Raw genomic sequence first — 20,967 nt, 5'->3', positions numbered from 1 at the left:
GCCCTCGATGAAAGGTTGTGAGCGTCCGCCCATGGGCGAGCCTCCCAGTCCGCGCCACCGCGCGTCCCGTCCTGCCCTGTCCGATCATGGGACGGGGGTGACCCGATGACCGAAGTGCTCCTCCTCCTGGTGGCGATCCTGCTGTCGCTGGCCTGCGGCGCCTTCGTGGCGGCGGAGTTCTCGCTGACCACGGTCGAGCGCGGCGAGCTGGAGCGCGCCGCCGAGCGCGGCGAGCACGGCGCACCGGGCGCCCTGAAGGCCGCACGGAACCTGACCTTCCAGCTCTCCGGCGCCCAGCTCGGCATCACCGTCACCAATCTGGTGGTCGGCATGCTCGCCGAGCCGTCCATCGCCAAGCTGCTCGCCGGGCCGTTCCGGGCGACGGGCCTGTCGGGCGGCGCTGCGAGTTCGGTCGCCCTGGTGGTCGGTACGGCGCTTTCGACGGTGTTCCTGATGGTCGTCGGCGAGCTGGTGCCGAAGAACTGGGCGATCTCCTCGCCGCTGGCCGTGGCCAAGCGGGTCGGCAACCCGCAGCGCTGGTTCAGCGCGGCCTTCCGGCCCTTCATCACACACCTGAACAACACGGCCAACCATGTCGTGCGTCGGCTCGGCATCGAACCGGCCGAGGAACTGGCCTCCGCGCGCGGCCCCCAGGAGCTGGCGGCGCTCGCCCGGCACTCCGCCAAGGAGGGCGCGCTGGAGGCGGACACCGCCGAGCTGTTCGTGCGGACACTGAACCTGGCCGACCTGTCGGCGGAGAACGTGATGACCCCGCGCGTCCAGGTCGTCGCCCTGGACACCCAGGCGACCTGCGAGGACGTGGCGAACGCGACCCGGGCCACCGGTCTGTCCCGGTTCCCGGTCTACCGGGGCAGCCTGGACTCCGTCGTCGGCGTCGCCCACATCAAGGACGTGCTGGCGGTGCCGGCCGAGCAGCGCCGCCACCGCCGCGTCGGCCAGGTGATGCGTGAGCCGCTGCTGGTCCCCGAGTCGCTGACCGTCGACCGGCTGCTGGACCGGCTCGGCGGCAGGCGCACCATGGCCGTCGTCATCGACGAGTACGGCGGCACGGCCGGCGTGGCGACGCTGGAGGACATCGTCGAGGAGGTCGTCGGCGAGGTGCGGGACGAGCACGACCCGCACGAGACGCCCGACCTCGCGCCCGCCGGCGCGGACGAGGACGGCCGGGCCCTGTACTCGGCCGACGGCGCCGCCCGCACCGACCAGCTCGCCCGGGTGGGTCTGCGGGTGCCCGAGGGGCCGTACGAGACCCTGGCCGGTCTGGTCGCGACCCTGCTGGGCCGGATACCGCGGACCGGTGACACGGTCGAGGTGGCGGGCTGGCGGCTGGACGTGGTGGACGCCACGGGCCGCCGGGCGGCGCGGGTGCTGCTGCACGCGCCGCTGGACGACGAGCAGGCCCGCGAGAGTACGGAGGGATCGCGATGACCGCCGTACAGCTGCTGATCGGCCTGGCGACCCTGGTCGTCAACGCCTTCTTCGTCGGTGCCGAGTTCGCGCTGATCTCCGTGCGCCGCTCGCAGGTCGAGCCGCTGGCCCAGGAGGGCGACCGGCGGGCGAAGGCCGTGCTGTGGGGCCTGGAGCACGTCTCCGCGCTGCTGGCCGCAGCCCAGCTCGGCATCACGCTGTGCACGCTGGTCCTGGGTGTGGTCGCCGAACCGGCGATCGCGCATCTGCTGGAGCCGGTGTTCCACGCGCTCGGCGTGCCGCAGAGCGCGGGCCACGCCGTGTCCTTCGTGATCGCGCTGACCCTCGCGACCTATCTGCACATGCTGCTGGGCGAGATGGTCCCGAAGAACATCGCGCTCGCGGAACCGGTGCGCAGCGCGCTGCTCCTCGGCCCCCCGCTGGTCGGGCTGTCCCGGGCGCTGCGCCCGGTGATCTTCACGATCAACGCCTTCGCGAACGGGCTGCTGAAACTGCTCAGGGTGGAGGCGAAGGACGAGGTCGCGGCCACCTTCACGGACGCCGAGCTGGCCGAGATCGTCAAGGACGCGGGCGAGGCCGGCCTGATCGACGACCGGGCGCGGGAGCGGCTGCACGACGCCCTGGAGCTGGGCAGCCGCCCGGTGCGGGACGTCGTGGTGCCGCTGGAGCGGGTGGTGTACGCGCATGTCGGCGTCACCCCGGAGCAACTGGAGCGGCTGTCGGCCGAGTCGGGCTTCTCCCGGTTCCCGGTGGTCGACGTGGGCCGGCGGATCGTGGGCTATCTGCACGTCAAGGACGCGTTGGACGCCTCGCCGCGGGACATGCCGTTCCGGCTGCGGGACATGCGGTCCATCGCGCGGGTACGGGAGCGGACCCCTCTGGACGACGTGCTGACCGCGATGCGGGGCAGCCGTACGCATCTCGCGGCGGTCCTCGGCGACGACGGCCGGCTGGCCGGCCTGGTGACCATGGAGGACGTGCTGCGGCAGCTGTTCGGACAGCCTGCACCAGGGTGACGCCGAGCGTTCACGGGGCGACCGACCGGCGGGTATGGAGCCGGGATACCATCGCTCACGCCATGCAGACGAATCCCACACCTCCCCCGTACAGCAGCCTGGTCGCGGTCGGCGACTCGTTCACCGAGGGCATGTCGGACCTGCTGCCCGACGGCTCCTACCGGGGCTGGGCCGATCTGCTCGCCGCGCGGATGGCCGCCCGCACGCCGGGCTTCCGGTACTCCAACCTGGCCGTGCGCGGGAAGCTGATCGGGCAGATCGTCGACGAGCAGGTGGACGTGGCGGCGGCCATGAAGGCCGACGTGGTCACGCTGGTCGGCGGGCTCAACGACACCCTGCGGCCCAAGTGCGACATGGGCCGGGTGAAGGGCCTGCTGGCCGAGGCCGTGGAGCGGCTGGCACCGTCCTGCGAGCAGCTGGTGCTGATGCGCAGCCCCGGCCGCCAGGGCCCGGTGCTGGAGCGGTTCCGGCCGCGCATGGAGGAGCTGTTCGACTGGGTCGAGGAGCTGGCCGGCCGGCACGGCGCGGTCGTCGTCGACCTGTACGGTGCGCCCTCGCTCGGCGACCCGCGACTGTGGGACGTGGACCGGCTGCATCTGACGGCGGAGGGGCACCGCCGGGTCGCCGAGGCGGTGTGGCAGACGCTCGGGTACGAGCCGGAGGACACCGAGTGGCGGGTGCCTCTGCCGGCCACGCTTCCGCCGGGCTGGGCGACGCGCCGGGTCGCGGATGTGCGCTTCGCCCGGCAACACCTGCTGCCCTGGATCGGGCGGCGCCTGACCGGGCGCTCCTCCGGGGACGGCCGGTCAGGCGCCCACTTTAGCGCTGAGCTGGGCAAAGCCTTCTGGGTCACCCCTGTGGACCACACAAACCCCGGCTCTGTGACGGACTGGCGACGGGTGGGGCACTAACCCGGAGCCCCGCCCGGCTGCCATGCACCGATTAAGAGGCGGCGCAGATAGGCCCGGTGGTGGCACCCCGGCAGAAACCCGTGCAAGATCTTGCGGTCGTGGAGGTGCGACGCTCTGTGATCACTGGAATGCTTCGCAGCCGTAAGTGGCTGTGGTAACGGAAAGGCGAAGATCGCCTGAGGCCCGGCCTCCCCCGCTACGCTCCGCGGCATGGGCGGGATAGACATGGTCAACGGCGTCGCCGGTGCCGTGATCGGGATGCTGTTCGCAGTGCTGTTCCAACAGCCCCTTCAGGACTCGTGGTTCAGGGTGCGCAGACGCTGGTTCGGTGCGGTTCGAAGCCTTCGGTTCCGGGCGGAGGAGCCCGGTCCCTCGTGGACGACCTTCTCGCTGGGCCCTCTCCGCACACCGGCACTGATCGTCGAGGGAGACGGCGAAACACCCATTCCTGCCGAGGGCGTGCACATCCAGGTACTCGACGACGAGGCCAGGCTTCCCGCGGAGATCGCGCACTGGTGGGACGAGATCGAGGCCGAAAGCACCCGGCTCCGGGCGGAGGGACGAACGCCGATCTGGAACGGTCAGCGGTACGCGGTCGAGTCGTTCGACATCTCCCGGACACCCCTCGACGAGCGACCGGAAGTCCGCCTGCGGCTGCGGCCCACGGACTACTACACCTTCCTCGCCGCCCAGCAACTCGACCGTCGGCTGCCCGACGGGAGCACACTGCGCTCCCGCTACCTCGACCCCGACCACCCCCTTGAGGCGCCGGCGTTCCTGCAGTGCAGCCTGGGCGTCAACATCGCCGTGGTGACCGCCGACGACATGCTGGTGGTCAGCCGGCGCAGCGACCGGGTCCGGACGGCACCGGGCACGTGGAACTCCTCCGTCAACGAGGGTGTGTCCCGGCACATCGACTCATCCGGCAGGAGCGCACCGGTCCTCCATGCGGTTGCTCGGCGCGGGATGCGGGAGGAGCTGTCCCTGGAGCCGCACGAGCACTCCCTCGCCCTCCTGGCCTTCGTGCTGGACGTGGAGAAGCGCCAGTGGAGCGCCCATTTCTACGCGCGCCTGAACGAGCTGACCCACCAGGGGCTCCGGGCCCGGCTGAGCAGAGGGGTCGCCGACAGGTGGGAGCACCAGTCCATCGACTACGTTCCGTTCCGCGCGGCGACGGTGGCCAGGTATCTGCTGCACTCGGATCGCATCCACCGCTGGGCTCCAGTGGCCCCGGCGCTGTTCCACCTGGCATTGGTCCACGTCCACGGGCGAGCAACAGTGGAACGGGCCGAGGCGCAGGCCGTCCGACGTCATTGACTTTCGCTCCCTCGGCCAAGGGCCACAGTGATAGGTGCGTGGTCATGGTCGGCGTCGGGGGCGGGTGTCCCAGCGGTGGGTGGTCCAAGTCTGGCGGATCAGGCTGCGCACGGTGATGATCGTGTCGGTGAGGTCGAAGAAGGCTTCGATGACGGCAGTTCGGCGTTCGTAGCAATAGGCGAGGCGGTGGACGGCGTTCTGCCAGGCGTGTGTGCGCTCGACATGCCACCGCTGAGTCGCTTGGACCGGGGCTCTGGTCCCCTTCCTCGCGATTCGGCCGCGTAGTTTTCGCTCGTCGAGCACGGCACGGGACTTGTCGGAGTCGTAGCCGGCGTCGAGGTCGACGGTGATCTCGTCGGGTCGTGGCCCAAGTCCGTTCAGTAGATCGAGAGTCGGTGCGAGCAGTGGTGAGTCGTGACGGTTGGCGCCGGCCAGGACACGGCCGAGCGGGATACCGTAGCCGTCGGTCATGCCCGACCGTTTCATGCCCCGCTTGCCCCGGTCGACGGGTGAGCGTCCGGCAGCTTCGCCGCCTCCGGGCGCCTTGGTGACAGCGCCGTCCACGGCGATCCGCTCCAGGACGAGACCGATGACGCGGTCGTAGGAGTCGAGTGCGATCTGCTTCAGTCGGGACAACAGACCCAGGCCGATCCACTCGTCACGGCGACTGCGGATCGTCGTGGCCGAGCAGGTCGAGTCGGCGATCGCCTCGTAGGAGCAGCCGAACCGAAGGACCTGCAGCAGCTTGTCGAAGACGATCCGGTCGCTGATTCTGCGTCGATGGCAGCCCAGCGGGTGGCTCGGATCGAACTTCGGCCGCGGCGGCAGAAGAGCAGCGAACTGATCCCAGAGCGGTTCGGTCAGCCACAAGGGCAGCACAGGCACAGGTCTCCCCAATGATCACACAGCGTCGCAACTCCATGATCACGGAACCTGTGTCTTTGCCCTCTGCCCACCAGGCCGTCGACCGCCTATCCGCGCGGCCTCTAAGCTTGAAATTAAAGGTTTCCCCTCGGTCTTCAGGGTCGGGGGGTGTCCTGTTTTTGGGGATGTTTGCCGACAGGGTGGCGGGGTGCGGGGCTGGTGGTGCGGCCTGGCGGGCGGCCGGGGCCGGGGCGGGTGGCTTTCGGCGGTCTGGCGGGGGTGCCCAGGATCCGGCGGATCCGGGGATAGCCGCGTCGGACGCGGCCGGGGGTGAGCCGATCCGGTGTGAGGGGTTTCTCCCAGGGCCGGCGCAGGTCGTCGGCGAGGGGGCGGGCGAGGCTGAGCTGGGTGTAGGCGGCGAGGATCAGCCAGACCCATCGGTCGGCCTGTTCTGGCGTGCGCAGGCGGGGGCGGGTCAGGCCGAGGGCCTGCTTGAAGAACCGGAATGTGTGTTCGATGTCGAATCTTCTGAGGAAGATCCGCCACAACCGGTCGACGTCGTGCGTGGCGGCGTCGGGGACGGAGTGCCACAGCCACAGCGGCTTGGGATCTCGATTGCCGGGCAGGTACTCGACCGCGAGGTGGACCAGGGTGCCCTCGACGTTGGGCAGGGCGCCGGGATGGTCGGCCCAACCGCCTTGGCGGCGCTCCAGCTTGGGGTGCAGGCGTCCCCAGCAGCGGGCCGTCACGGCACCGAACCGGTCGTGGCGGGTAGTGGACTCCTGGGCGGGCGCGGGGTGGGTGGCCGGGTCAGCGAGCCGGAAGGGCTCGCCGTGACGCGGTTGCCGGCCCTTGGTGGGTCCCTTGCGGCGCCCGGGTGGGTGGTGCATGACGCGGTCGGCGCGGATCCGCCCGAGCAGGCGGACCGGCTCGTCGCGCAGCAGCCACGTCAGACGCACGATGTCGTAGCCGGAATCCAGCACGAACAGCACCTCGGGGTCGCCCTCGCGCCACTGCCCGGCCTCGCGCAGACGCGCGAGCAGGTCCCGGACCTGGGTGGCGGTGACGTCAGTTAGGTCATCGTCCGGGCTGAGGCGGACTGCGTCCAGCGGCCCGGTCCATGAGGTCCGGCCCCCGCCCAGCGCGGCGGCGACCTGGTAGGGCCACCCCGGGATCGTCTGCCGCACCCCGTCGCAGCGACATGGCCGGTAGCAGTGCAGCCGGTCCGGCGAGCACTCCGCATCCGGGCGCGGCCACGGTGTCACGTCCAGCGCGATCGAGATCTGCCCGTCCGTCCCACGCGACAGCTCCAGGCTGGCCAGCGCCAACCGCAGCCGCGACACATCCAGGCGGCCCTGGGCCAGCGCGTCGTACATCGCCCCGTGCCCGCGCCGGTGCACCACCTGGAGCGACAGTTCCGGCAGCGACACCACCGGGCCGTCGGCACACAGCACCGCGTCCGTCAACTCGAACAACGCATCGGCACGGCGCGGCATTGCCGCGTACAACTCCATCCGAAAGGACGACAGTTCTGCAAGTGCCTGCCGATCAGCGGCTCCATGGACGACACTCGACACCGACGACCTCCCGGCCCGTTGTGCGACTCGACATCACACAGCGTGAAGCGGAGGTCGTCGCCATGTCCGGCAGATCCCCGTGTGAGTGAACGACTCGAACCTCAGACGATCACTGAAGGTTTAATTCCAAGCTAAGACGTCGCGCGGATGGTCACTTCGGCAGATCGGCGGAGAGGAAAGGAGCAAGGAGCGCGAACAACGCGTCGGGGCGGTCGAGGGGGATGATGTGGCCGCAGTCCTGGAGATGGTGTCCGACCAGGTCATCGGCGATGGGACGGAGTTGGCGTTCGAGCCCGGTGCCGACGGGGTGAGAGCCGACGGCCATGGTGGGCATGGCCAGCCGAGCCGTCGCGACGGCGTCCTGGATCTGCTGCGCGCTGGTGGGCAGGGCCCGGTAATAGGAGAACGCGCAGCGCAGGGCCTCACCCCCGGTGTACGCGTGGACGAAGGCCGCACGGATGTCGTCGGGTACTCCTCGCCCGAGCGTCCCCGAGTCGAGAACCCAGTCGATGTACGGGGCCTCGTTGCCGGCCAGGACGGTCTCGGCGAGGCCGGGGATGGCGTGGAAGCCGAACCACCACGGGGCACCGCCCGCGACGACGTCCTCTGCTCCGGGCAGGCGGCCGAGCAGTGCCTCCATCACGACCAGGCGCCGGACGAGGCCGGGTCGGCGCAGCGCGAGCAGGACGGCGGGGGCGGTGCCCGCGTCGATGCCGACCACCGCTGCCGAGGGCTCGCCGAGTGCGTCTGGCAGCCCTTCGGCGTCGGCGGCGAGGGTGCCTGCGTCGTAACCCTCGCTGGCACGTGCACTGGCACCGAAGCCTCGGAGGTCCGGGGCGATGACCCGGTACTGCCCGGCCAGTCGGCCCATGATGCCGCTCCAGAGTTGCCAGGTGTGCGGGAAGCCGTGCAGCAGGAGAACCGCAGGTCCGTCCCCGGCGATCGCGACATTGAGTTGGACGCCGTTCGTCGCGATGCGGCGCAGGTGATGTGCGGTCGTGACGGGCATGACGGCTCCTCCGGCTGGTTACCATTGGTGACCACAGAACGATAGGTAACTGTCCGACTTCTTCCTAGACGGCACTTCCAGGGAAGGTGGTGAGCCACAGGTGACCACCCGAGGAGCCCGGGCCGCCGGTCGCGGGGTACGCGGCGATCTGTTCGATCCCCATTGCCCGACGCGGCAGTTACTGGACCGCATCGGTACGAAGTGGACGTCCATGGCCGTCAAGACGCTCGCCGATGCCGCACCGGACGAGGTGCGCTTCGCGGAGCTGAGACGCCGGATGCCCGGCGTCTCACAGAAGATGCTGTCCGTGACGCTGCGAAGCCTGACCCGCGACGGGCTGGTGTCGCGCCGGGTCGAACCGACCGTGCCACCGCGGGTCTTCTACCGACTCACCGGACTCGGGCTGTCCCTGGAAGCCGCGCTTGCGGGGCTGCGGACCTGGGCGGAGGAGCACATGGCCGAGATCGACCGCGCCAACGAAGCCACCGACCAGGAGGCCCATGAGGGGTAGGCAGGCCGGTTCCGCGCTCAGTGCTGGTGGCTCGGGTATTCGATGTAGCCAGCGTTGCCGACCTGATACCACGTCGCTTTGCCAGGTCGACGCCGGAGGAGGACCTCGACGCGATGGTGTTGGGCACGTCGTTCCACCTCGACGGGCAGGGCACGGCGACGGCCGCGGACGCGATGAAGCGGTACTGCGGGCTGCTGGGCGGGCAGGAGATGGAAGGGAAATCGCCGGCGCAGTGGCTGGCGACAAAGGAGCTGGCGAAGGACCACGGGGAGATGGTGTTCGAGGACGACATCTCCCGGTTCTGCCCGAAGCGCGCAAGATAATGAAGTCGGCCGTCGAGGGCAGCTATCTCCCGCCCTCCAGGGCCGACTCCAGCACTAGCGTCGCTTGCGCTTCTTCTTGCTCCGGTTGTCGGCGCTCGGCTTGGCACGGCTCGGCCGGCCGGGCGCCGTCGGGTTCGCCGCGGCCTCGCGCAGGCCGATCCGGCGAGTCTGCCAGACAGTCAGCTCCCACAACCCGATCGCGACGCCGACTCCCACGACGCCCACGGGGAGGGAGCCGAAGTCGGTATCGGCAGGCTGCGGGGCCAGCCAGCCGCTCGGGTCCACCAGCAGGTCCTCGGTGGTGCCCGCGTCCTCCGTGCCGTTGCAGCCCATGCCGACGATGTCGGCGTGGTCCATCGGCCTGCCGTCGGTCCGCTTCAGCCTGCAGTGGTAGATCGGGCCGGTCTTGCCCTTGGTGGTGTACACCGAAGTGATCCGCACCTCGGTACGCTGCCCCCGGCTCTGCATCAGCGCGCCCCGGAAGACCAGCCCGGAGCCGAGCATGACAGCGAGTCCGATGATCAGCCCGGCGAAGAACACCCACCCCTTGGTCGCGGTCGCCATCAGCACCGCGATCGCGAGGGCCACGGTCAGCACTCCGAGGATCAGCGCCGCCGGAAACCAGTCCGGGCTGGTGCCGAGCACGCCGATGCCCACCATCAGCAGGGGGACGAGCGCGGTTATGCGGGTGAGCCGCCGCACCACATGCGGGGGCCAGGCCACGTTCTTCCGGGACCCGGGCGCCATCAGCAGCCCTCGAACCGGCGCAGCCCGACCCGCCGGGACAGCCAGACCAGCAGCTCGAAGAGCACCAGTACCACCGGCAGGGCCCACGCGGCGACGTCGATCCCGCTGTAGTCCGTCTCAGCCAGCTCCGGCGCCGTCCAGCCGTGCGGGTCGACGAGCACGTCCTCGGTATGCCCGACTTCCACCGGCCCGCCGCAGGAGTCGTTGCCCAGCTCGGCGTGCTTGAGCGGCTTGCCGTCCACCCGCCCCAGAAGGCAGGTGAACTCCGGCCCGTGCTTGCCCTGGTACGTCTTCACCGAGGTGACCCGCACCTCCACCCGCCGCCCTTGGTGCGCCATCACCTCCGCCTGCAGCACCGGCCCCGGCCCGGACAGCGCGGCGATCCCCACGATCACCCCGCCGACGATCAACCACCCGTTCGGCGCTGCGATGGTCATCAGCGAGAGAGTCGCGATCAGCACGAAGGTCCCGAGCACCAGTCCGAGCCCGCTCCAGTCCGGATTGGCGGCCAGCAACGACAGCCCGACGATCACCGGCGGACCGAAAAACGCCATCATGGTGAGGCGGCGGACCTGCCGGGACGAGGTGGCAGTGGCTATGCGAGGCACGGCGTCAGTGTGACGAACGGGGTCGTCAGGCTGAAGAGCGGGGTCCGTGACTACAGTCGTCGCTCTCGATGAGTACCCGTGATCCGAGCGATGTGGCATGCCTGGTGCACCGGGCACCGGCCCTGGCATGAGGAGATGTTCCGGCCCGGCGAGCGTGCGATGGCCTGCTTCTGCTCCTGCCGTGCGCAGTTCTGGCCCCTCACGAAGGAGGCGCCGTACCCCGACTGGCGCGACAACCCGGTCCGCAGGGAGCGAGTGATCTTGGCGCGTAGAGCAGGACGAATGCCCCGGCTGCCCGGACGTCGGCGGGCAGGTCGGTGTCGCTGACGCATCGGGGGAGCAGGGCGACCTGCTCGTCCTGGTCCACGACGCCGGTTCGCTGTCGCGCCATCGGGGGACGGCCGGTCAGGCGCCCACTTTAGCGCTGAGCTGGGCAAAGCCTTCTGGGTCACCCCTGTGGACCACACAAACCCCGGCTCTGTGACGGACTGGCGACGGGTGGGGCACTAACCCGGAGCCCCGCCCGGCTGCCATGCACCGATTAAGCGCAGGCCTCACCCGCACGACACCGGCAGCCGACGGACCGACGTCACGCCGCGAGTCGTACGGCATCCTGAGCGAGGACCTGCGTCCTGCCGACCTCAACGACCGGCCGCCTGTAGCTCACGGCGAGCCCGGAGCATGTGATGAACTCCACCAGTTCGCATCGCAGCACACCCAAGGCCGGAACTGCCTCCGCGTCCAGGGCAGCAGCCAACGCGGGTAGCTCGGCAGCAAGTTCCCACGAGGTCGACACGAAAGAGAACACACCCAGCTCAGGAAGATCCACCAGCCGGAAGTCGATTCGGACTTCCGGCATCGGCCCGCGACCTGCCTGGGCTGCCACCTTGCGGTCAGCCAGGCTCGTCGGACAACCACACAGCGATCCACGTGCACCGGTTGGCTCCAAGAACCTGGTTCCGTCACAGACATGGAAAGTCTCACCAGGCCCACGCATCACCATCCGAAGCGAAACGGCCCCCCTGCCATCCAGCAAGACAGGAACGCGATCGCAGCGAGTCAGGACCTCAGCGACACGTCCGTCGCCGGTGTCCAACAGCTGCGGCACACCTCCATAGAACCCACCCAGAGCGTCAGCGATCGCACGGTTCTCCGTCGTGATGCGCCACGCCGACACCGCAATGGGCCTTCCACCTCGCTGTCGCACCACATGGAAGCGGCACACGGGATCGGCTGCGGATACGCGCGGCAGATCCGCTCCATCGTCGTCGAGCTTCTGATCCCCGCTGGGGCTATGGTGCGGGTGGGGAGCCATAATCTTCCTCCGGCGGCGCGATGTTCAGGGGCTCCGAGGATCCAAAGTACTCACCGCTTGGCCTGACCGGAATTCACATGTAGAGAGACCAGCCCGCACATCATCAGGTCCGATCAAGGTCTGATCAGGGTTGCGTCCTGAGAAGTGGTGTACGGGCTCCCACCTGATCCGGGTGTTTGCACCGGCGTCGGAGTGAGTGCCCGGATACAAGAACGGCCACCGGCTGATCTTCGAGATGTCGAGTCACGAAGGAGATCAGCACGATGACCGCACCCGACAGTCTGCCCCTGCACGCCCTCGCGGAAGACAACCTCGCCGCGGCGAGTCCCGATCTGCTGCGCGCGATGGTCAAGACATTCGGACGCCCTCATGTCCGCGGAGGCCGATGCCCTCTGCAACGCCGAATACGGGCAGGTCAGCGACGAGCGAGTCAACCACCGCAACGGCTATCGCCCGCGCGAGTGGGACACGAGGGCCGGCACCGTCGAACTCGCCATCCCCAAGCTCAGGTCCGGGAGTTACTTCCCGCACTGGCTGCTGGAACGCCGTGGGCGTGCCGAGCAGACCCTCATCTCGGTGGTCGCCACCGCCTACCTGCTGGGCGTGAGCACGCGCCGGGTCGAGAAGCTCGCCGAGTCGCTCGGGGTGACCCAGCTGTCGAAGTCTCAGGTCAGCGCGATGGCCAAGCACCTGGAAGCAAGTCGCCGCGTTCCGTAACCGACCCCTGGATGCCGGCCCCTACCCGTTCGTCTGGGTGGATGCGCTCACGCAGAAGGTCCGCGAGGGCGGCCGCATCATCAACGTCCACGCGTTGATCGCGGTCGGCGTCAACGCCGACGGCCACCGCGAGATCCTCGGCCTGGACGTGGCCACCGCCGAGGACGGCGCCGGCTGGCCGGCCTTCCTGCGCTCGCTGATCGCCCGCAGCCTGGGTCTGCTGCAGGTTTGGGTGACAGGTTCGGTCACGCGGCCTGGATGGCCAGTGTGGTCATGACGGTTTCGTATTCGACGGGGGTCAGCCGGCCGAGTGAGGCTTGTCGGCGGCGTCGGTGGTAGGTCCTCTCGATCCAGGTCACGATCGCGATGCGCAGTTCCTTGCGGGTGGCCCACGATCGGCGGGTCGAGGACGTTCTTCTGCAGCAGGCTGAAGAAGGACTCCATGGCCGCGTTGTCGCCTGCCGCCCCGACCCTTCCATCGAACCGGCCATCCCGTGGCTGTCGAGTGCCCGGACGAATTTCCGTGACCGGAACTGCGATCCGCGATCGGTGTGCAGAATGCACCCAGCGACGTTCTGACGCCGGGCGACGGCGTTGTTCAGGGCGGTCACGGCGAGGCGGGACTTCATCCGCGCGTCGATGGAGTAGCCGACGATCCTCTTGCTGAAAACGTCCTTGATCGCGGAGAGGTACAACTTGCCTTCGGCGGTGGCGTGTTCGGTGATGTCAGCGAGCCACAGCCGGTTCGGGCCGGTGGCGGTGAAGTTGCGGCTCACGAGATCGTCGTGCACCGGCGGGCCGGCCTTACTGCCCCGGCCACGCTTCTTGCCGAAGACGCTCCACCACCGGTTGTCCCGACAGATCCGCCACGCGGTGCGCTTGGCCATGCCCGCCCCAGCACCACGCGCTTCATCGGCCAGGAACCGGTAGCCGAACTCCGGGTCGTCGCGATGGGCGTCGAACAGCGCGTTCGCGTGATATGCCTCCTCCAGGACAGCGTCGGCAACCGGCTTGCCCAGCCAGCGGTAGTAGGGCCGTCTGGCGAGCTTGAGCACCCGGCACGTCACCGTGACGGGCACCCCGTCCACGGCCAGCTCCTTCACGAGCGGGTAGATCCTTTTCCCGGCAGATGCGCCTGCGACAGATAGGCCGCGGCCCGGCGCAGGACCTCGTTCTCCTGCTCGAGCAACTTGATCCGCCGAGGTGCTTCCCCAGCTCCGCACTCTCCTGGCTGGTCGTTCCGGGCCTGGTCCCGTCGTCGACATCCGCCCGGCGCATCCACTTCCACAACGTCATCGGGTGGACCCCGAAGTCGGTGGCCACCTGCTCCACCGTCACACCCGGGCCGCGGTTCCTCGCGACCCGCACGACGTCTTGGCGGAACTCTTCCGGATAGGGCTTGGGCACAGCGGCCTCCTTCCCACCTGCCCCACAGGGCAAGCCAGTTCGGGTGTCACCCGATCGTGCGGCAGACCCGTCCCAGGCCCAGGACTCCCAGAGTGGCGTGGTGCAGGGTCGTTCCCAGGCCGACCTGCCAGCCGCCGCGGCGTACCGACTCGACGTTCTGGGGGATCAGGCGGGTTGCTGAGAGGATCAGTCCCCAAGTCAGTTCGGCCGTGGGGCGAGAGAAGTACCCCGTACCGCTGACGGAGATGTTCAGTCGCCGGGCAGCATCGACATCGATCGCGGCGTTGCCGGGGCCCGTGGTGACGAGCAGAGCAAGCTTGGGCAGCCGGTCCAGTGTCGAGCTCGGAAAGGGCGTCCGCTCCCGCATCGCCACGATGACGTCGTAGTCGGCCAGCGCCGCGGTGACTTCCGCCTCGTCGGTGGAGCAGTTCGCCGAACCACAGGCACCAAGCCGTGTCAGAGGCGTACAGAGCCGCAGCGGGCCCGAAGACGAGGAAGCCGAGAGCGACCGACTGTCCCTACCGGCCCGCGCACTTCTGGAATTCAGCATCCCCCGAGACCCCGCGCAGCTGGCCGCGTTCATCAACCTGCGCGTCCTCAACCCCGAACACGCCCACTGGCGACGCGGCATTGAGGCCGCCGCCATCTACAACCGGCTCAACGGCGACCTGCAGGTCCCCTTCACGTACCGCGTCCCCAAGCGCGGCGACCAGGAGGCGCAGACCGAGGGGTGGCCGACCACGCTCGCCGGGTTCCCGCTGGGGCAGTGGATCGCCGACGCCCGCCGCTTCTACGCCCGCGGCCGCCTGGACACCGACCGCATCGCACAGCTGGAGAAGCTGGGCATGGTCTGGTCAGACGACGACGTCGCGTGGGAAGAGCGCCTGGCCGCCGCGCGTGGGTGGGCCGAGGACCGACGGGTGAGCTGGATCCCGCCGGGCGGCGGGACGCAGAGTATGAGGGCATCCGCACCGCTTTGCGCCAGGCGCTGCTGGAGATTCTCACGCAAGCCGGTTACGTGGTGCAGGCAGACCGGTCCAATGGCGAGGTGCGGGTGATGCCGACGTGACCGCGGCCGGGTCGAGCGCCCGGTGCGTGAAGCGGGCGGCCGTGAAGGTGGCGCAGCAGTTGCTGTACGCGGGTCGTTGCCCGCCGGGGCGGGCAGGCGCGGGGATTCCACCTGCCCGCCCCGGCGGGCAACGACCCGCGCACGGGGGGATGCGGGCCTTGCTCCGAGCCGTAGTCACGGCCCGCTGGTGACAGCGCACCAAGCGCCGCAAGTGTCACACCCGGCGTGCCGAGCCGCCCAAGGGACCCGCGGAGCGGTTGCAACATCTCTTGCGTCAACCCTTGCGGCTTCTCCTGCGGCATCTCTTGCAAGCCTTCGCCGACTTCGCCCTGTCTGTGCAGGTCCCCCCCGTGCGGGCGTGGTCGGGACTCTGACATCCCCGTTGCGGCCGCTTTCTCCCATGCCTGGCTGGAGTTGAGGGTGAGGGACAAGGCGGGACGGACGGCGCGGCCGCAGCCGGGGATCGGGGCGCGCTCACCGAGTTGCGCGTCGGCACCGCCGCCGCTCCCGGCGGCGGCCGCCGTCGGGAGCCGGGGACATGATGTAAAGGAGTACCTGGTCCGCTGCTCGGTCGGCGTTGGGGCCGCACCCGGCGTCCTTGTCAGGCTGAGGGCTTCGACTGCGGCTGGCCGCCTTGGGCGCGCAGTTGCTCGTTGATGCGCTGAGCTTCTTCGAGCTGGTCTTCGAGAATGACGATGCGGCAGGCGGCCTCTATGGCGGTGCCCTGATCGACGAGTTCGCGGGCGCGGGCGGCGATGCGCAGCTGGTAGCGGGAGTAGCGGCGGTGGCCGCCTTCGGAGCGCAAGGGAGTGATCAGGCGGTGTTCGCCGAGGGCGCGGAGGAAGGCGGGGGTGGTGCCGAGCATCTCGGCGGCCCGGCCCATGGTGTAGGCGGGGTAGTCGTCGTCGTCGAGGATGTCGGCGGGCCGGGTACTGCGAGGGGGCATAGACCTCTTCTTTCGGCGGATGCGTCGGGGGGCCCGGATGCCGTACCGGCACCCGGGCTCCGAGCTTGCAACACCATCTACCGGCCGACTGCGCCGGCCTTCTTCGTCCGCAGGTTCCGCCTGGGAGGGCGGGGCTGCGGGGATCGCGTATGCGTGACCGGGGACCACCTTCCAATCCGGGGCCTTGCGGTACCCGGGCGGACTGCTTCCTCGCCCGGGCGATCCTGATGGCGTTCTGCTCCTTACCTTCGGTTACTCGGTTGTACTGCTGGATAACGCGGGTACTGCTCGCGAACCCTTCGGGTCGCGTCCTGCTTGACCTGCATGCACGGCAGTTCCTGTCTGCCGTGCCCACTTCGACTTCCTGGGTACGGTAGAAACCGTAGCCCTGTGGATGACCGATGTCTACCACAGCCATGACAGATTTCCTCCGTTACACCTGGAAGAGTGCTTCACGGCAGGTTGTGGCTTCAGGCTCGGCTGTCTTGGTAGTTGGACAGTGCCAGCAGGCCGCGGACGGGCAGGTGGGCCTCTGCTGGATGGCGGAGGGTGCCGTCCACGGCGCCTTCGAGGAACACGACCAGGTGGTGGTCGCTGTGGGCGGTGCCGAGGACCTCGTCCCGGCCCTGACGGTGCACAGTGACTCTCCGGCCGCCCGTTCCGGCGGGCCGATGCACGATGATCGGTGCGCTAGTCACGCCTCCCAGCAGTCACGCCTCCCAGCGTGCCCTTGACGGGATCGCGGGGCGAGTCGGCCAGGGGCACGGTCAAGGAGTGTCGCCGCACCAGTCCCAGCGGTCGGGCCGCCGGGGCGCGGGTCGTAGAGCGCCCGCTCCTCGGCGCCGAACTGTCCCAGCTCAGTCTGGAGGGAGACGCCGGTGTCGACTGGACCACGTGCCCGTGGCGGGCAGCGCCACCTCGGTCGCGTAGGAGGCGAGGGTGCCCAGCCCGGCCGGGGCGTCGACGTCGGCCTGCGCGGCGGCGAAGGCTTCGGCCGGCTCGCCATCGAGTTGGGGTCAGGTCCGGCTTCGGGCGCAGCAGCGCCAGCAGGCCCGTACGCCGACACCCTGCTGGTGACCTTCGGTGTCCAGGCGGGTATCACCGTGGTCCTCCTGCCGTCCTTCCAGGCCGTGCTGGGCTGGTCGGCGCTGCTGTCCTCGGTGGCGATGCTGCCCATGGCCGTGGCGCTGATTGTGGCTTCCGGTGTGGCGCCCAGGTTGGCTGCACAGATCGGCGTCCGCCGGACCCTGGCCATCGGCATCGCGTTGGCCGGTGTCGGCCTGGCCCTGATGGCGCTGTTCGTCTCCGTCGACGGCGGCTATCTCTCCGTCCTGGCCGGCCTGCTCGCCCTGGGTTTCGGCTCGGGTCTGGCGATAACGCCGTCCACGGAGGCCATCACCAGCTCACTGCCGCGCGAGAAGCAGGGCGTCGCCTCCGCCCTCAACGACGTCACCTGCGAGTTCGGCACCGCACAGGGCGTCGCGCTGCTGGGCGCGCTGCTATCGGCCGGCTACCACAGCTCCATCGACGGCAAGCTTCAGGGCATCCCCCAGGGCACCGCGGACACCGCGCGCGACGGCATCGCCAACGCCCTGGAAGCCGCGCCCAGCGCAGGCCCCCGCGCGCAGGACCTGGTCCACACCGCCCAGCAGTCCTTCGTCGACTGATGGCAGCAGGCCATGTGGGTGGGCACTGCCGTCGTGGGCCCCCTGTTCGTCTACATCGCCCTGCGCGGACCGAAGAAACTGGCCCCCGTTGCCGCGGACGAGGCAGAGGTCACCGAGAACGTCGCCGCCGGTGATCCCGTAGAGGATCGGACAGACGGGCACGCAGACCGTGCATGCCGTGGCAGGGCGCTAGGCCGCGCGGCGACTGCCGCCCTGCCACCACGGCGACCGGCTCGGTGCGGTCCAGGTCCCGAACGGGCCGCAGGCAGGGGCCGTCGGCGCTGAGGGGCTTTCAGCCGCAGCCTTTGCCGACGCCGGATGCGTCGTCGCCCTCGGGAGCGAGGGTGGCGTTCGGTGAGTTCGCGGTGAGCCGGAAACAACGCTGTGAGCCAGCACAAGCCGGTCGCCTGGCAGGCGGGTGGGTGTGGCCGGGGTCAATCGCTTTCAGCGATGAAGTCGGCCAGAGCGGCAGCGACGGCGTCGGGTTGTTCGTCCGGGATGAAGTGGCCTGCGTCCGGCACGACGATCCCGGCTTGATCGTCAGGTCCGGTCCGGCCGCCGCCCCTGCACCACGACGAGCCCGGCCTGCACCTGACCTTCGCCATCCGGGAGCGCACCCCACTATGGCTGGCCGAGCAACTCGTGGCGCGCGCGGTCGAACAGCCTGCCTTCCGGCGCGTGGTCCTGCCCCGGGATCTAGAGCAACCAGCGCTCGTCGACCAGTTGGCAGAAGCCCGGCGCGCGCTCGTCGCGTTCCTCGGTGAGCTGGACATGACTGAGATAGCGACCATGGTCCGCCAGGCGGCCGTGACCGACCTGGAATACACCACCTGACAGTCGGCAAAGGCTTTCAAGCCGGCCCCGCTCGTCTGCCTCCCCCGTGGCGGATCAGCGGGGCCTTCCGCATGTCTGCAGCCGCTCCCCGCGTGTGCCAGACGGGTGCCATCCACCCGATAAAGCAACAGGTCACAGCCACCGAACCCCAGCATCCATGCGGTTAGGGGGCACTGGTCGGGTAAAGCCATTCGCCTCACTGCCCTGCTCCCGCGCGGCTAGGCTGCGGCCGTCCGAAGCTGCGGCGATCGGGGGGCACGTGAACACCGCACTGAAGATCGTTCTGGCTGTGACCATGATTGCGTTGGTCGTCGGCATCGTTGTGATCACCGGTGTCGTGCAGGATCAGCACCAACGGGAGCAGCAACACCAGAACGCGTGCAACGGCTTCACGGTGGACGCCAACGGCGGAGCTCAGGCAGTCAGCGCGTTCCCCACCGACTGCCCCTGACGGAGGTCAGGGGCAGCACCAACGTATCCGGCCTCGCACAGCACGACGCCCCGCCGTCCGGACCGTACAGGTCTGGGGGCGGGGCGAGACGGGCGAGCCCTGGCCGGTGGATGCACTGGCCGGGGCTCGCCGTGGCGTTGCTAGGCGGGAGTGACGTTCTCCGCCTGCGGGCCCTTCGGGCCCTGGGTCACGTCGAAGTTCACCACCTGGTTCTCTTCGAGAGACCGGAAACCGCCAGAGTTGATGGCGGAGTAGTGGACGAAGACGTCGGGGCCGCCGCCGTCCTGGGCGATGAAGCCGAAGCCCTTTTCCGCGTTGAACCACTTCACAGTGCCGGTAGCCATGTGCCTGTCTCCTTCAAGGGGAGTCGTATCGGGCCCCGCACCGTGCGGGATCCGGAGGTGATCGCCCTGGTCCGGAGAGGCGTTGAACAGCAAAAACGCCCGTGAATGCGATCACGGGCGAACGGGACTTCGGAACCACGACTGCTAATCACGACGCTACACCGGCTGGTGGAGCTCGGCCACAAAGACTCACGACGGCAACCGCCCCCCGTGGGTCGACCGGCCGCCACTGACAGCCGTCTCCTGAGTGCGCCTCCCCTGCCACTGGGTGAGGCTGAGGCTATGGCTGAGCGTCGCGTGATCGTGTTCCCGCCCGGTGAGGGTGGCGGCCGGCGTGTCCAGGTCGGCAGCGAGACGTTGGGCACCGCATACGGTCTGCACGACCTGAGCGTGTTCCTGGAGCGTGCCGGCCTGGAGGGACTGGACGAGGTCGACGTGGCGAACTCGCTGCTGATCGAGTGGCACGGGGGCGGCCCGGAGGTATGGGAGCGCTGAACGTCCGTCGGCGAGCTGGGGGCCAGCGTCGCCCGTTCGGCGCGCAGCGGTCGCTGTCGTAGGTGGGTGCGGGTTCGCTGGGAGCGAGCCCGGCATGTGACCGGAGCTCGTCCCCCATCAAGCCAAGGAGACACAGCCATGGACCAAGGCAAGATCCATGAGTGGGACGCGGACCCGGGCGAGGGAAGCATCAAGAACGACCGAGGTGGTCCCGTGCTGTACTTCACGGTAGACGACCTCATGATCGACCCCGACGAGATCCATCCGGGGGACACCGTCTCGTTCCAGATCGAAGGGCCCGGACGCGCGGCCAGGGTCAACAAGGCCTGAGTCTCGAAGGCACCATGTGGCAGGCACCACCCCGAGGCGAGTCGGGTGGTGCCTGGCGCACGCAGATCGGCCGCAGCCTCGTCGTGAAGGTGCCGGGGCCCATCGGAGGCCCCGGCGGTCCCGAGCACCCAGAACGGCGGGACAGCATGACTGTACCGGTCAGCGCGGCGCCTGGCACTGAATCACTCGGAGGGCTGCCGACCCATTCGGCGCGTCCGTCGAGGACGGAGCCGAGGCGGCCGGCTTCCGGTGCGGGACACAGCCGTTGACGGCCAGCGCCGCCTGCAGCGGGCAGGATGAAGGTCAGCGCTTCTTCGCCTGGAGCGCGATCCCGAGCACGACGACCGCGACGGTGACCGCCAGCAGGATTGAGCCCGCGATCTTCCCCGCTACCCCGCCATACATGAACATCCCGCCGGGAATCGAGAACGCGGTGACTCCGGCAAAGAAAAGGACGAGGCAGTTCCCGCATCCTCTGCTGAGTTCCGAGTTTCCCGACATGGCAGTCCCCCTTCAAGGCGCTGGGCGCCCACCGCGCTGCCCCGGGCAAAGTTGCCTGCGGCCACAGTGACAGCTGTACGGGACGAAGGCGCCATTGTTGTCGGAACGTGAAGAAGCCGGGGCCTATCGGAGGCCCCGGCAGTCCCGGGCAATCCCCGCCTCAGCAGGAGGGGCCGCTCGTCGACGTGCCCCCGCAGAGTCACGAGGGGACGTCGACCTGTTCCCCCGCGGCGAGGACGTCCGCTGGCATCGTGCCCCATTTGCCTTCGTCGCCCACTCCGCGGAATCGCCCTTCCGGAAGCTCCCGGGCTGGAGTGATCAACTTCCAGGGCAGCCTGCTCGGCTCCCGGACCACGACCAGGACCGGGGTCGTTTCGCAGTCCAGCGCGACGTACAGCCACCAGTCCGGCCCGAGGTCGAGCATCGCCTTACGCTGCCGGTCGATGATCGGAACTGACGAGCCGCGCCCGCGCTTGCCCTTCACCTCGATCAACCGGGCGATGCTGCCATCCGGTTCACGCGACACCAGGTCGCACGTGAAGCTGCGGGCGCCAGGGCG

The 20,967-nt window shown here is 69.3% G+C and carries 22 protein-coding genes and 6 pseudogenes; 14 read left to right on the top strand and 14 right to left on the bottom strand.

What is annotated here, in order from left to right:
* The first annotated feature begins 105 nt into the window (after nucleotides 1-105).
* The 4 genes from AB5L52_RS37335 (at nucleotide 106) to AB5L52_RS37320 (ending at nucleotide 4,693) form a co-directional block, all read left to right on the top strand.
* Nucleotides 106-1,449: a hemolysin family protein gene (locus AB5L52_RS37335; RefSeq protein ID WP_351019834.1), complete on the top strand. Its 1,344-nt coding sequence runs from the start codon at nucleotides 106-108 to the stop codon at nucleotides 1,447-1,449.
* Nucleotides 1,446-2,465 carry a hemolysin family protein gene (locus tag AB5L52_RS37330; RefSeq protein ID WP_369367852.1) on the top strand — a complete coding sequence of 340 codons (1,020 nt, stop codon included), beginning with the start codon at nucleotides 1,446-1,448 and terminating at the stop codon, nucleotides 2,463-2,465. Before AB5L52_RS37335 ends, AB5L52_RS37330 begins: the two co-directional genes overlap by 4 nt.
* A 62-nt stretch (nucleotides 2,466-2,527) precedes the next feature.
* Complete coding sequence (locus AB5L52_RS37325) at nucleotides 2,528-3,376, top strand: SGNH/GDSL hydrolase family protein (RefSeq protein WP_369367851.1); 849 nt, start codon at nucleotides 2,528-2,530, stop codon at nucleotides 3,374-3,376.
* 210 nt (nucleotides 3,377-3,586) lie between these two features.
* Nucleotides 3,587-4,693 (top strand): hypothetical protein, encoded by a 1,107-nt coding sequence (locus AB5L52_RS37320; RefSeq protein ID WP_369367850.1) that lies wholly within the window; start codon nucleotides 3,587-3,589, stop codon nucleotides 4,691-4,693.
* Nucleotides 4,694-4,735: 42 nt separating this feature from the next.
* Here AB5L52_RS37320 and AB5L52_RS37315 read toward each other — a convergent pair whose 3' ends face one another.
* The 3 genes from AB5L52_RS37315 to AB5L52_RS37305 all read right to left on the bottom strand — a co-directional run bounded on the left by AB5L52_RS37315 (nucleotide 4,736) and on the right by AB5L52_RS37305 (nucleotide 8,143).
* Nucleotides 4,736-5,578, bottom strand: coding sequence for an IS5 family transposase (locus AB5L52_RS37315; protein WP_369367849.1), 843 nt, complete (start codon nucleotides 5,576-5,578; stop codon nucleotides 4,736-4,738).
* 134 nt (nucleotides 5,579-5,712) lie between these two features.
* Nucleotides 5,713-7,053, bottom strand: coding sequence for an NF041680 family putative transposase (locus AB5L52_RS37310; protein WP_369364252.1), 1,341 nt, complete (start codon nucleotides 7,051-7,053; stop codon nucleotides 5,713-5,715).
* A 232-nt stretch (nucleotides 7,054-7,285) separates the two neighbouring features.
* Complete coding sequence (locus AB5L52_RS37305) at nucleotides 7,286-8,143, bottom strand: alpha/beta hydrolase (protein WP_351580049.1); 858 nt, start codon at nucleotides 8,141-8,143, stop codon at nucleotides 7,286-7,288.
* A 100-nt stretch (nucleotides 8,144-8,243) separates the two neighbouring features.
* Between AB5L52_RS37305 and AB5L52_RS37300 the strand changes: the two genes are divergently transcribed.
* On the top strand, nucleotides 8,244-8,654 hold the full coding sequence (locus tag AB5L52_RS37300; protein WP_351580052.1) for a helix-turn-helix domain-containing protein: 411 nt from the start codon (nucleotides 8,244-8,246) through the stop codon (nucleotides 8,652-8,654).
* 26 nt (nucleotides 8,655-8,680) lie between these two features.
* Entirely contained in the window at nucleotides 8,681-8,977 is a 297-nt protein-coding gene (locus AB5L52_RS37295) for a hypothetical protein (RefSeq protein WP_369367848.1), read from the top strand.
* A gap of 54 nt (nucleotides 8,978-9,031) precedes the next feature.
* On the opposite strand, the gene AB5L52_RS37290 is transcribed toward AB5L52_RS37295, so the two are convergent.
* Both AB5L52_RS37290 and AB5L52_RS37285 read right to left on the bottom strand, forming a co-directional pair.
* Complete coding sequence (locus AB5L52_RS37290) at nucleotides 9,032-9,724, bottom strand: hypothetical protein (protein ID WP_351580058.1); 693 nt, start codon at nucleotides 9,722-9,724, stop codon at nucleotides 9,032-9,034.
* The gene (locus AB5L52_RS37285) at nucleotides 9,724-10,332 is read right to left on the bottom strand and encodes a hypothetical protein (RefSeq protein ID WP_351580061.1); all 609 of its coding nucleotides are present in this window, start codon (nucleotides 10,330-10,332) and stop codon (nucleotides 9,724-9,726) included. Before AB5L52_RS37285 ends, AB5L52_RS37290 begins: the two co-directional genes overlap by 1 nt.
* Nucleotides 10,333-10,722: 390 nt before the next feature.
* Between AB5L52_RS37285 and AB5L52_RS37280 the strand changes: the two are divergent.
* Nucleotides 10,723-10,842, top strand: a pseudogene (locus AB5L52_RS37280) (SGNH/GDSL hydrolase family protein); the annotation flags it as partial.
* A gap of 79 nt (nucleotides 10,843-10,921) precedes the next feature.
* On the opposite strand, the gene AB5L52_RS37275 reads toward AB5L52_RS37280, so the two are convergent.
* Nucleotides 10,922-11,647, bottom strand: coding sequence for a hypothetical protein (locus tag AB5L52_RS37275; RefSeq protein ID WP_369367847.1), 726 nt, complete (start codon nucleotides 11,645-11,647; stop codon nucleotides 10,922-10,924).
* A 263-nt stretch (nucleotides 11,648-11,910) separates the two neighbouring features.
* Between AB5L52_RS37275 and AB5L52_RS37270 the strand changes: the two are divergent.
* Nucleotides 11,911-12,578 (top strand): annotated as a pseudogene (locus tag AB5L52_RS37270) (transposase); the annotation flags it as partial.
* Nucleotides 12,579-12,609: 31 nt separating this feature from the next.
* On the opposite strand, the gene AB5L52_RS37265 reads toward AB5L52_RS37270, so the two are convergent.
* Nucleotides 12,610-13,467, bottom strand: a complete 858-nt coding sequence (locus AB5L52_RS37265; RefSeq protein WP_369367846.1) for an IS3 family transposase — start codon at nucleotides 13,465-13,467, stop codon at nucleotides 12,610-12,612.
* A gap of 350 nt (nucleotides 13,468-13,817) precedes the next feature.
* A complete protein-coding gene (locus AB5L52_RS37260; protein WP_351580095.1) occupies nucleotides 13,818-14,138 on the bottom strand; it encodes a hypothetical protein in 321 nt (106 codons plus the stop codon).
* Nucleotides 14,139-14,190: 52 nt separating this feature from the next.
* On the opposite strand from AB5L52_RS37260, the pseudogene AB5L52_RS37255 reads away from it, so the two are divergent.
* Nucleotides 14,191-14,685: pseudogene (locus AB5L52_RS37255) on the top strand (helicase associated domain-containing protein); the annotation flags it as partial.
* A gap of 756 nt (nucleotides 14,686-15,441) precedes the next feature.
* On the opposite strand, the gene AB5L52_RS37250 reads toward AB5L52_RS37255, so the two are convergent.
* Nucleotides 15,442-15,786, bottom strand: a complete 345-nt coding sequence (locus AB5L52_RS37250; RefSeq protein ID WP_351554943.1) for a MerR family transcriptional regulator — start codon at nucleotides 15,784-15,786, stop codon at nucleotides 15,442-15,444.
* 470 nt (nucleotides 15,787-16,256) lie between these two features.
* Nucleotides 16,257-16,424, bottom strand: a complete 168-nt coding sequence (locus AB5L52_RS37245; protein ID WP_351580101.1) for a hypothetical protein — start codon at nucleotides 16,422-16,424, stop codon at nucleotides 16,257-16,259.
* 420 nt (nucleotides 16,425-16,844) lie between these two features.
* Here AB5L52_RS37245 and AB5L52_RS37240 point away from each other — a divergent pair.
* Nucleotides 16,845-17,738 (top strand): annotated as a pseudogene (locus tag AB5L52_RS37240) (MFS transporter); the annotation flags it as partial.
* A gap of 149 nt (nucleotides 17,739-17,887) precedes the next feature.
* On the opposite strand, the pseudogene AB5L52_RS37235 reads toward AB5L52_RS37240, so the two are convergent.
* A pseudogene (locus tag AB5L52_RS37235) lies at nucleotides 17,888-17,995 on the bottom strand (alpha/beta fold hydrolase); the annotation flags it as partial.
* Between the two features lie 100 nt (nucleotides 17,996-18,095).
* Between AB5L52_RS37235 and AB5L52_RS37230 the strand changes: the two are divergent.
* Complete coding sequence (locus AB5L52_RS37230) at nucleotides 18,096-18,287, top strand: hypothetical protein (RefSeq protein ID WP_351580066.1); 192 nt, start codon at nucleotides 18,096-18,098, stop codon at nucleotides 18,285-18,287.
* A gap of 259 nt (nucleotides 18,288-18,546) precedes the next feature.
* Entirely contained in the window at nucleotides 18,547-18,738 is a 192-nt protein-coding gene (locus AB5L52_RS37225) for a hypothetical protein (protein WP_369367845.1), read from the top strand.
* Between the two features lie 140 nt (nucleotides 18,739-18,878).
* Here AB5L52_RS37225 and AB5L52_RS37220 read toward each other — a convergent pair whose 3' ends face one another.
* On the bottom strand, nucleotides 18,879-19,082 hold the full coding sequence (locus tag AB5L52_RS37220; RefSeq protein WP_071377710.1) for a cold-shock protein: 204 nt from the start codon (nucleotides 19,080-19,082) through the stop codon (nucleotides 18,879-18,881).
* A 282-nt stretch (nucleotides 19,083-19,364) separates the two neighbouring features.
* Between AB5L52_RS37220 and AB5L52_RS37215 the strand changes: the two genes are divergently transcribed.
* Both AB5L52_RS37215 and AB5L52_RS37210 read left to right on the top strand, forming a co-directional pair.
* Nucleotides 19,365-19,577, top strand: a complete 213-nt coding sequence (locus AB5L52_RS37215) for a hypothetical protein (RefSeq protein ID WP_351580072.1) — start codon at nucleotides 19,365-19,367, stop codon at nucleotides 19,575-19,577.
* 138 nt (nucleotides 19,578-19,715) lie between these two features.
* Nucleotides 19,716-19,907, top strand: coding sequence for a hypothetical protein (locus tag AB5L52_RS37210; protein ID WP_351580075.1), 192 nt, complete (start codon nucleotides 19,716-19,718; stop codon nucleotides 19,905-19,907).
* A 303-nt stretch (nucleotides 19,908-20,210) separates the two neighbouring features.
* On the opposite strand, the gene AB5L52_RS37205 is transcribed toward AB5L52_RS37210, so the two are convergent.
* Nucleotides 20,211-20,408 carry a hypothetical protein gene (locus tag AB5L52_RS37205; RefSeq protein WP_369367844.1) on the bottom strand — a complete coding sequence of 66 codons (198 nt, stop codon included), beginning with the start codon at nucleotides 20,406-20,408 and terminating at the stop codon, nucleotides 20,211-20,213.
* A gap of 199 nt (nucleotides 20,409-20,607) precedes the next feature.
* Nucleotides 20,608-20,943: pseudogene (locus AB5L52_RS37200) on the bottom strand (DUF3883 domain-containing protein); the annotation flags it as partial.
* Nucleotides 20,944-20,967: the final 24 nt, after the last annotated feature.

This window comes from Streptomyces sp. CG4, assembly GCF_041080655.1.
Lineage (GTDB): Bacteria > Actinomycetota > Actinomycetes > Streptomycetales > Streptomycetaceae > Streptomyces.
The sequence above is the reverse complement of the archived record's forward strand: the minus strand, read 5'-3'. Positions and strand labels throughout refer to the sequence as shown.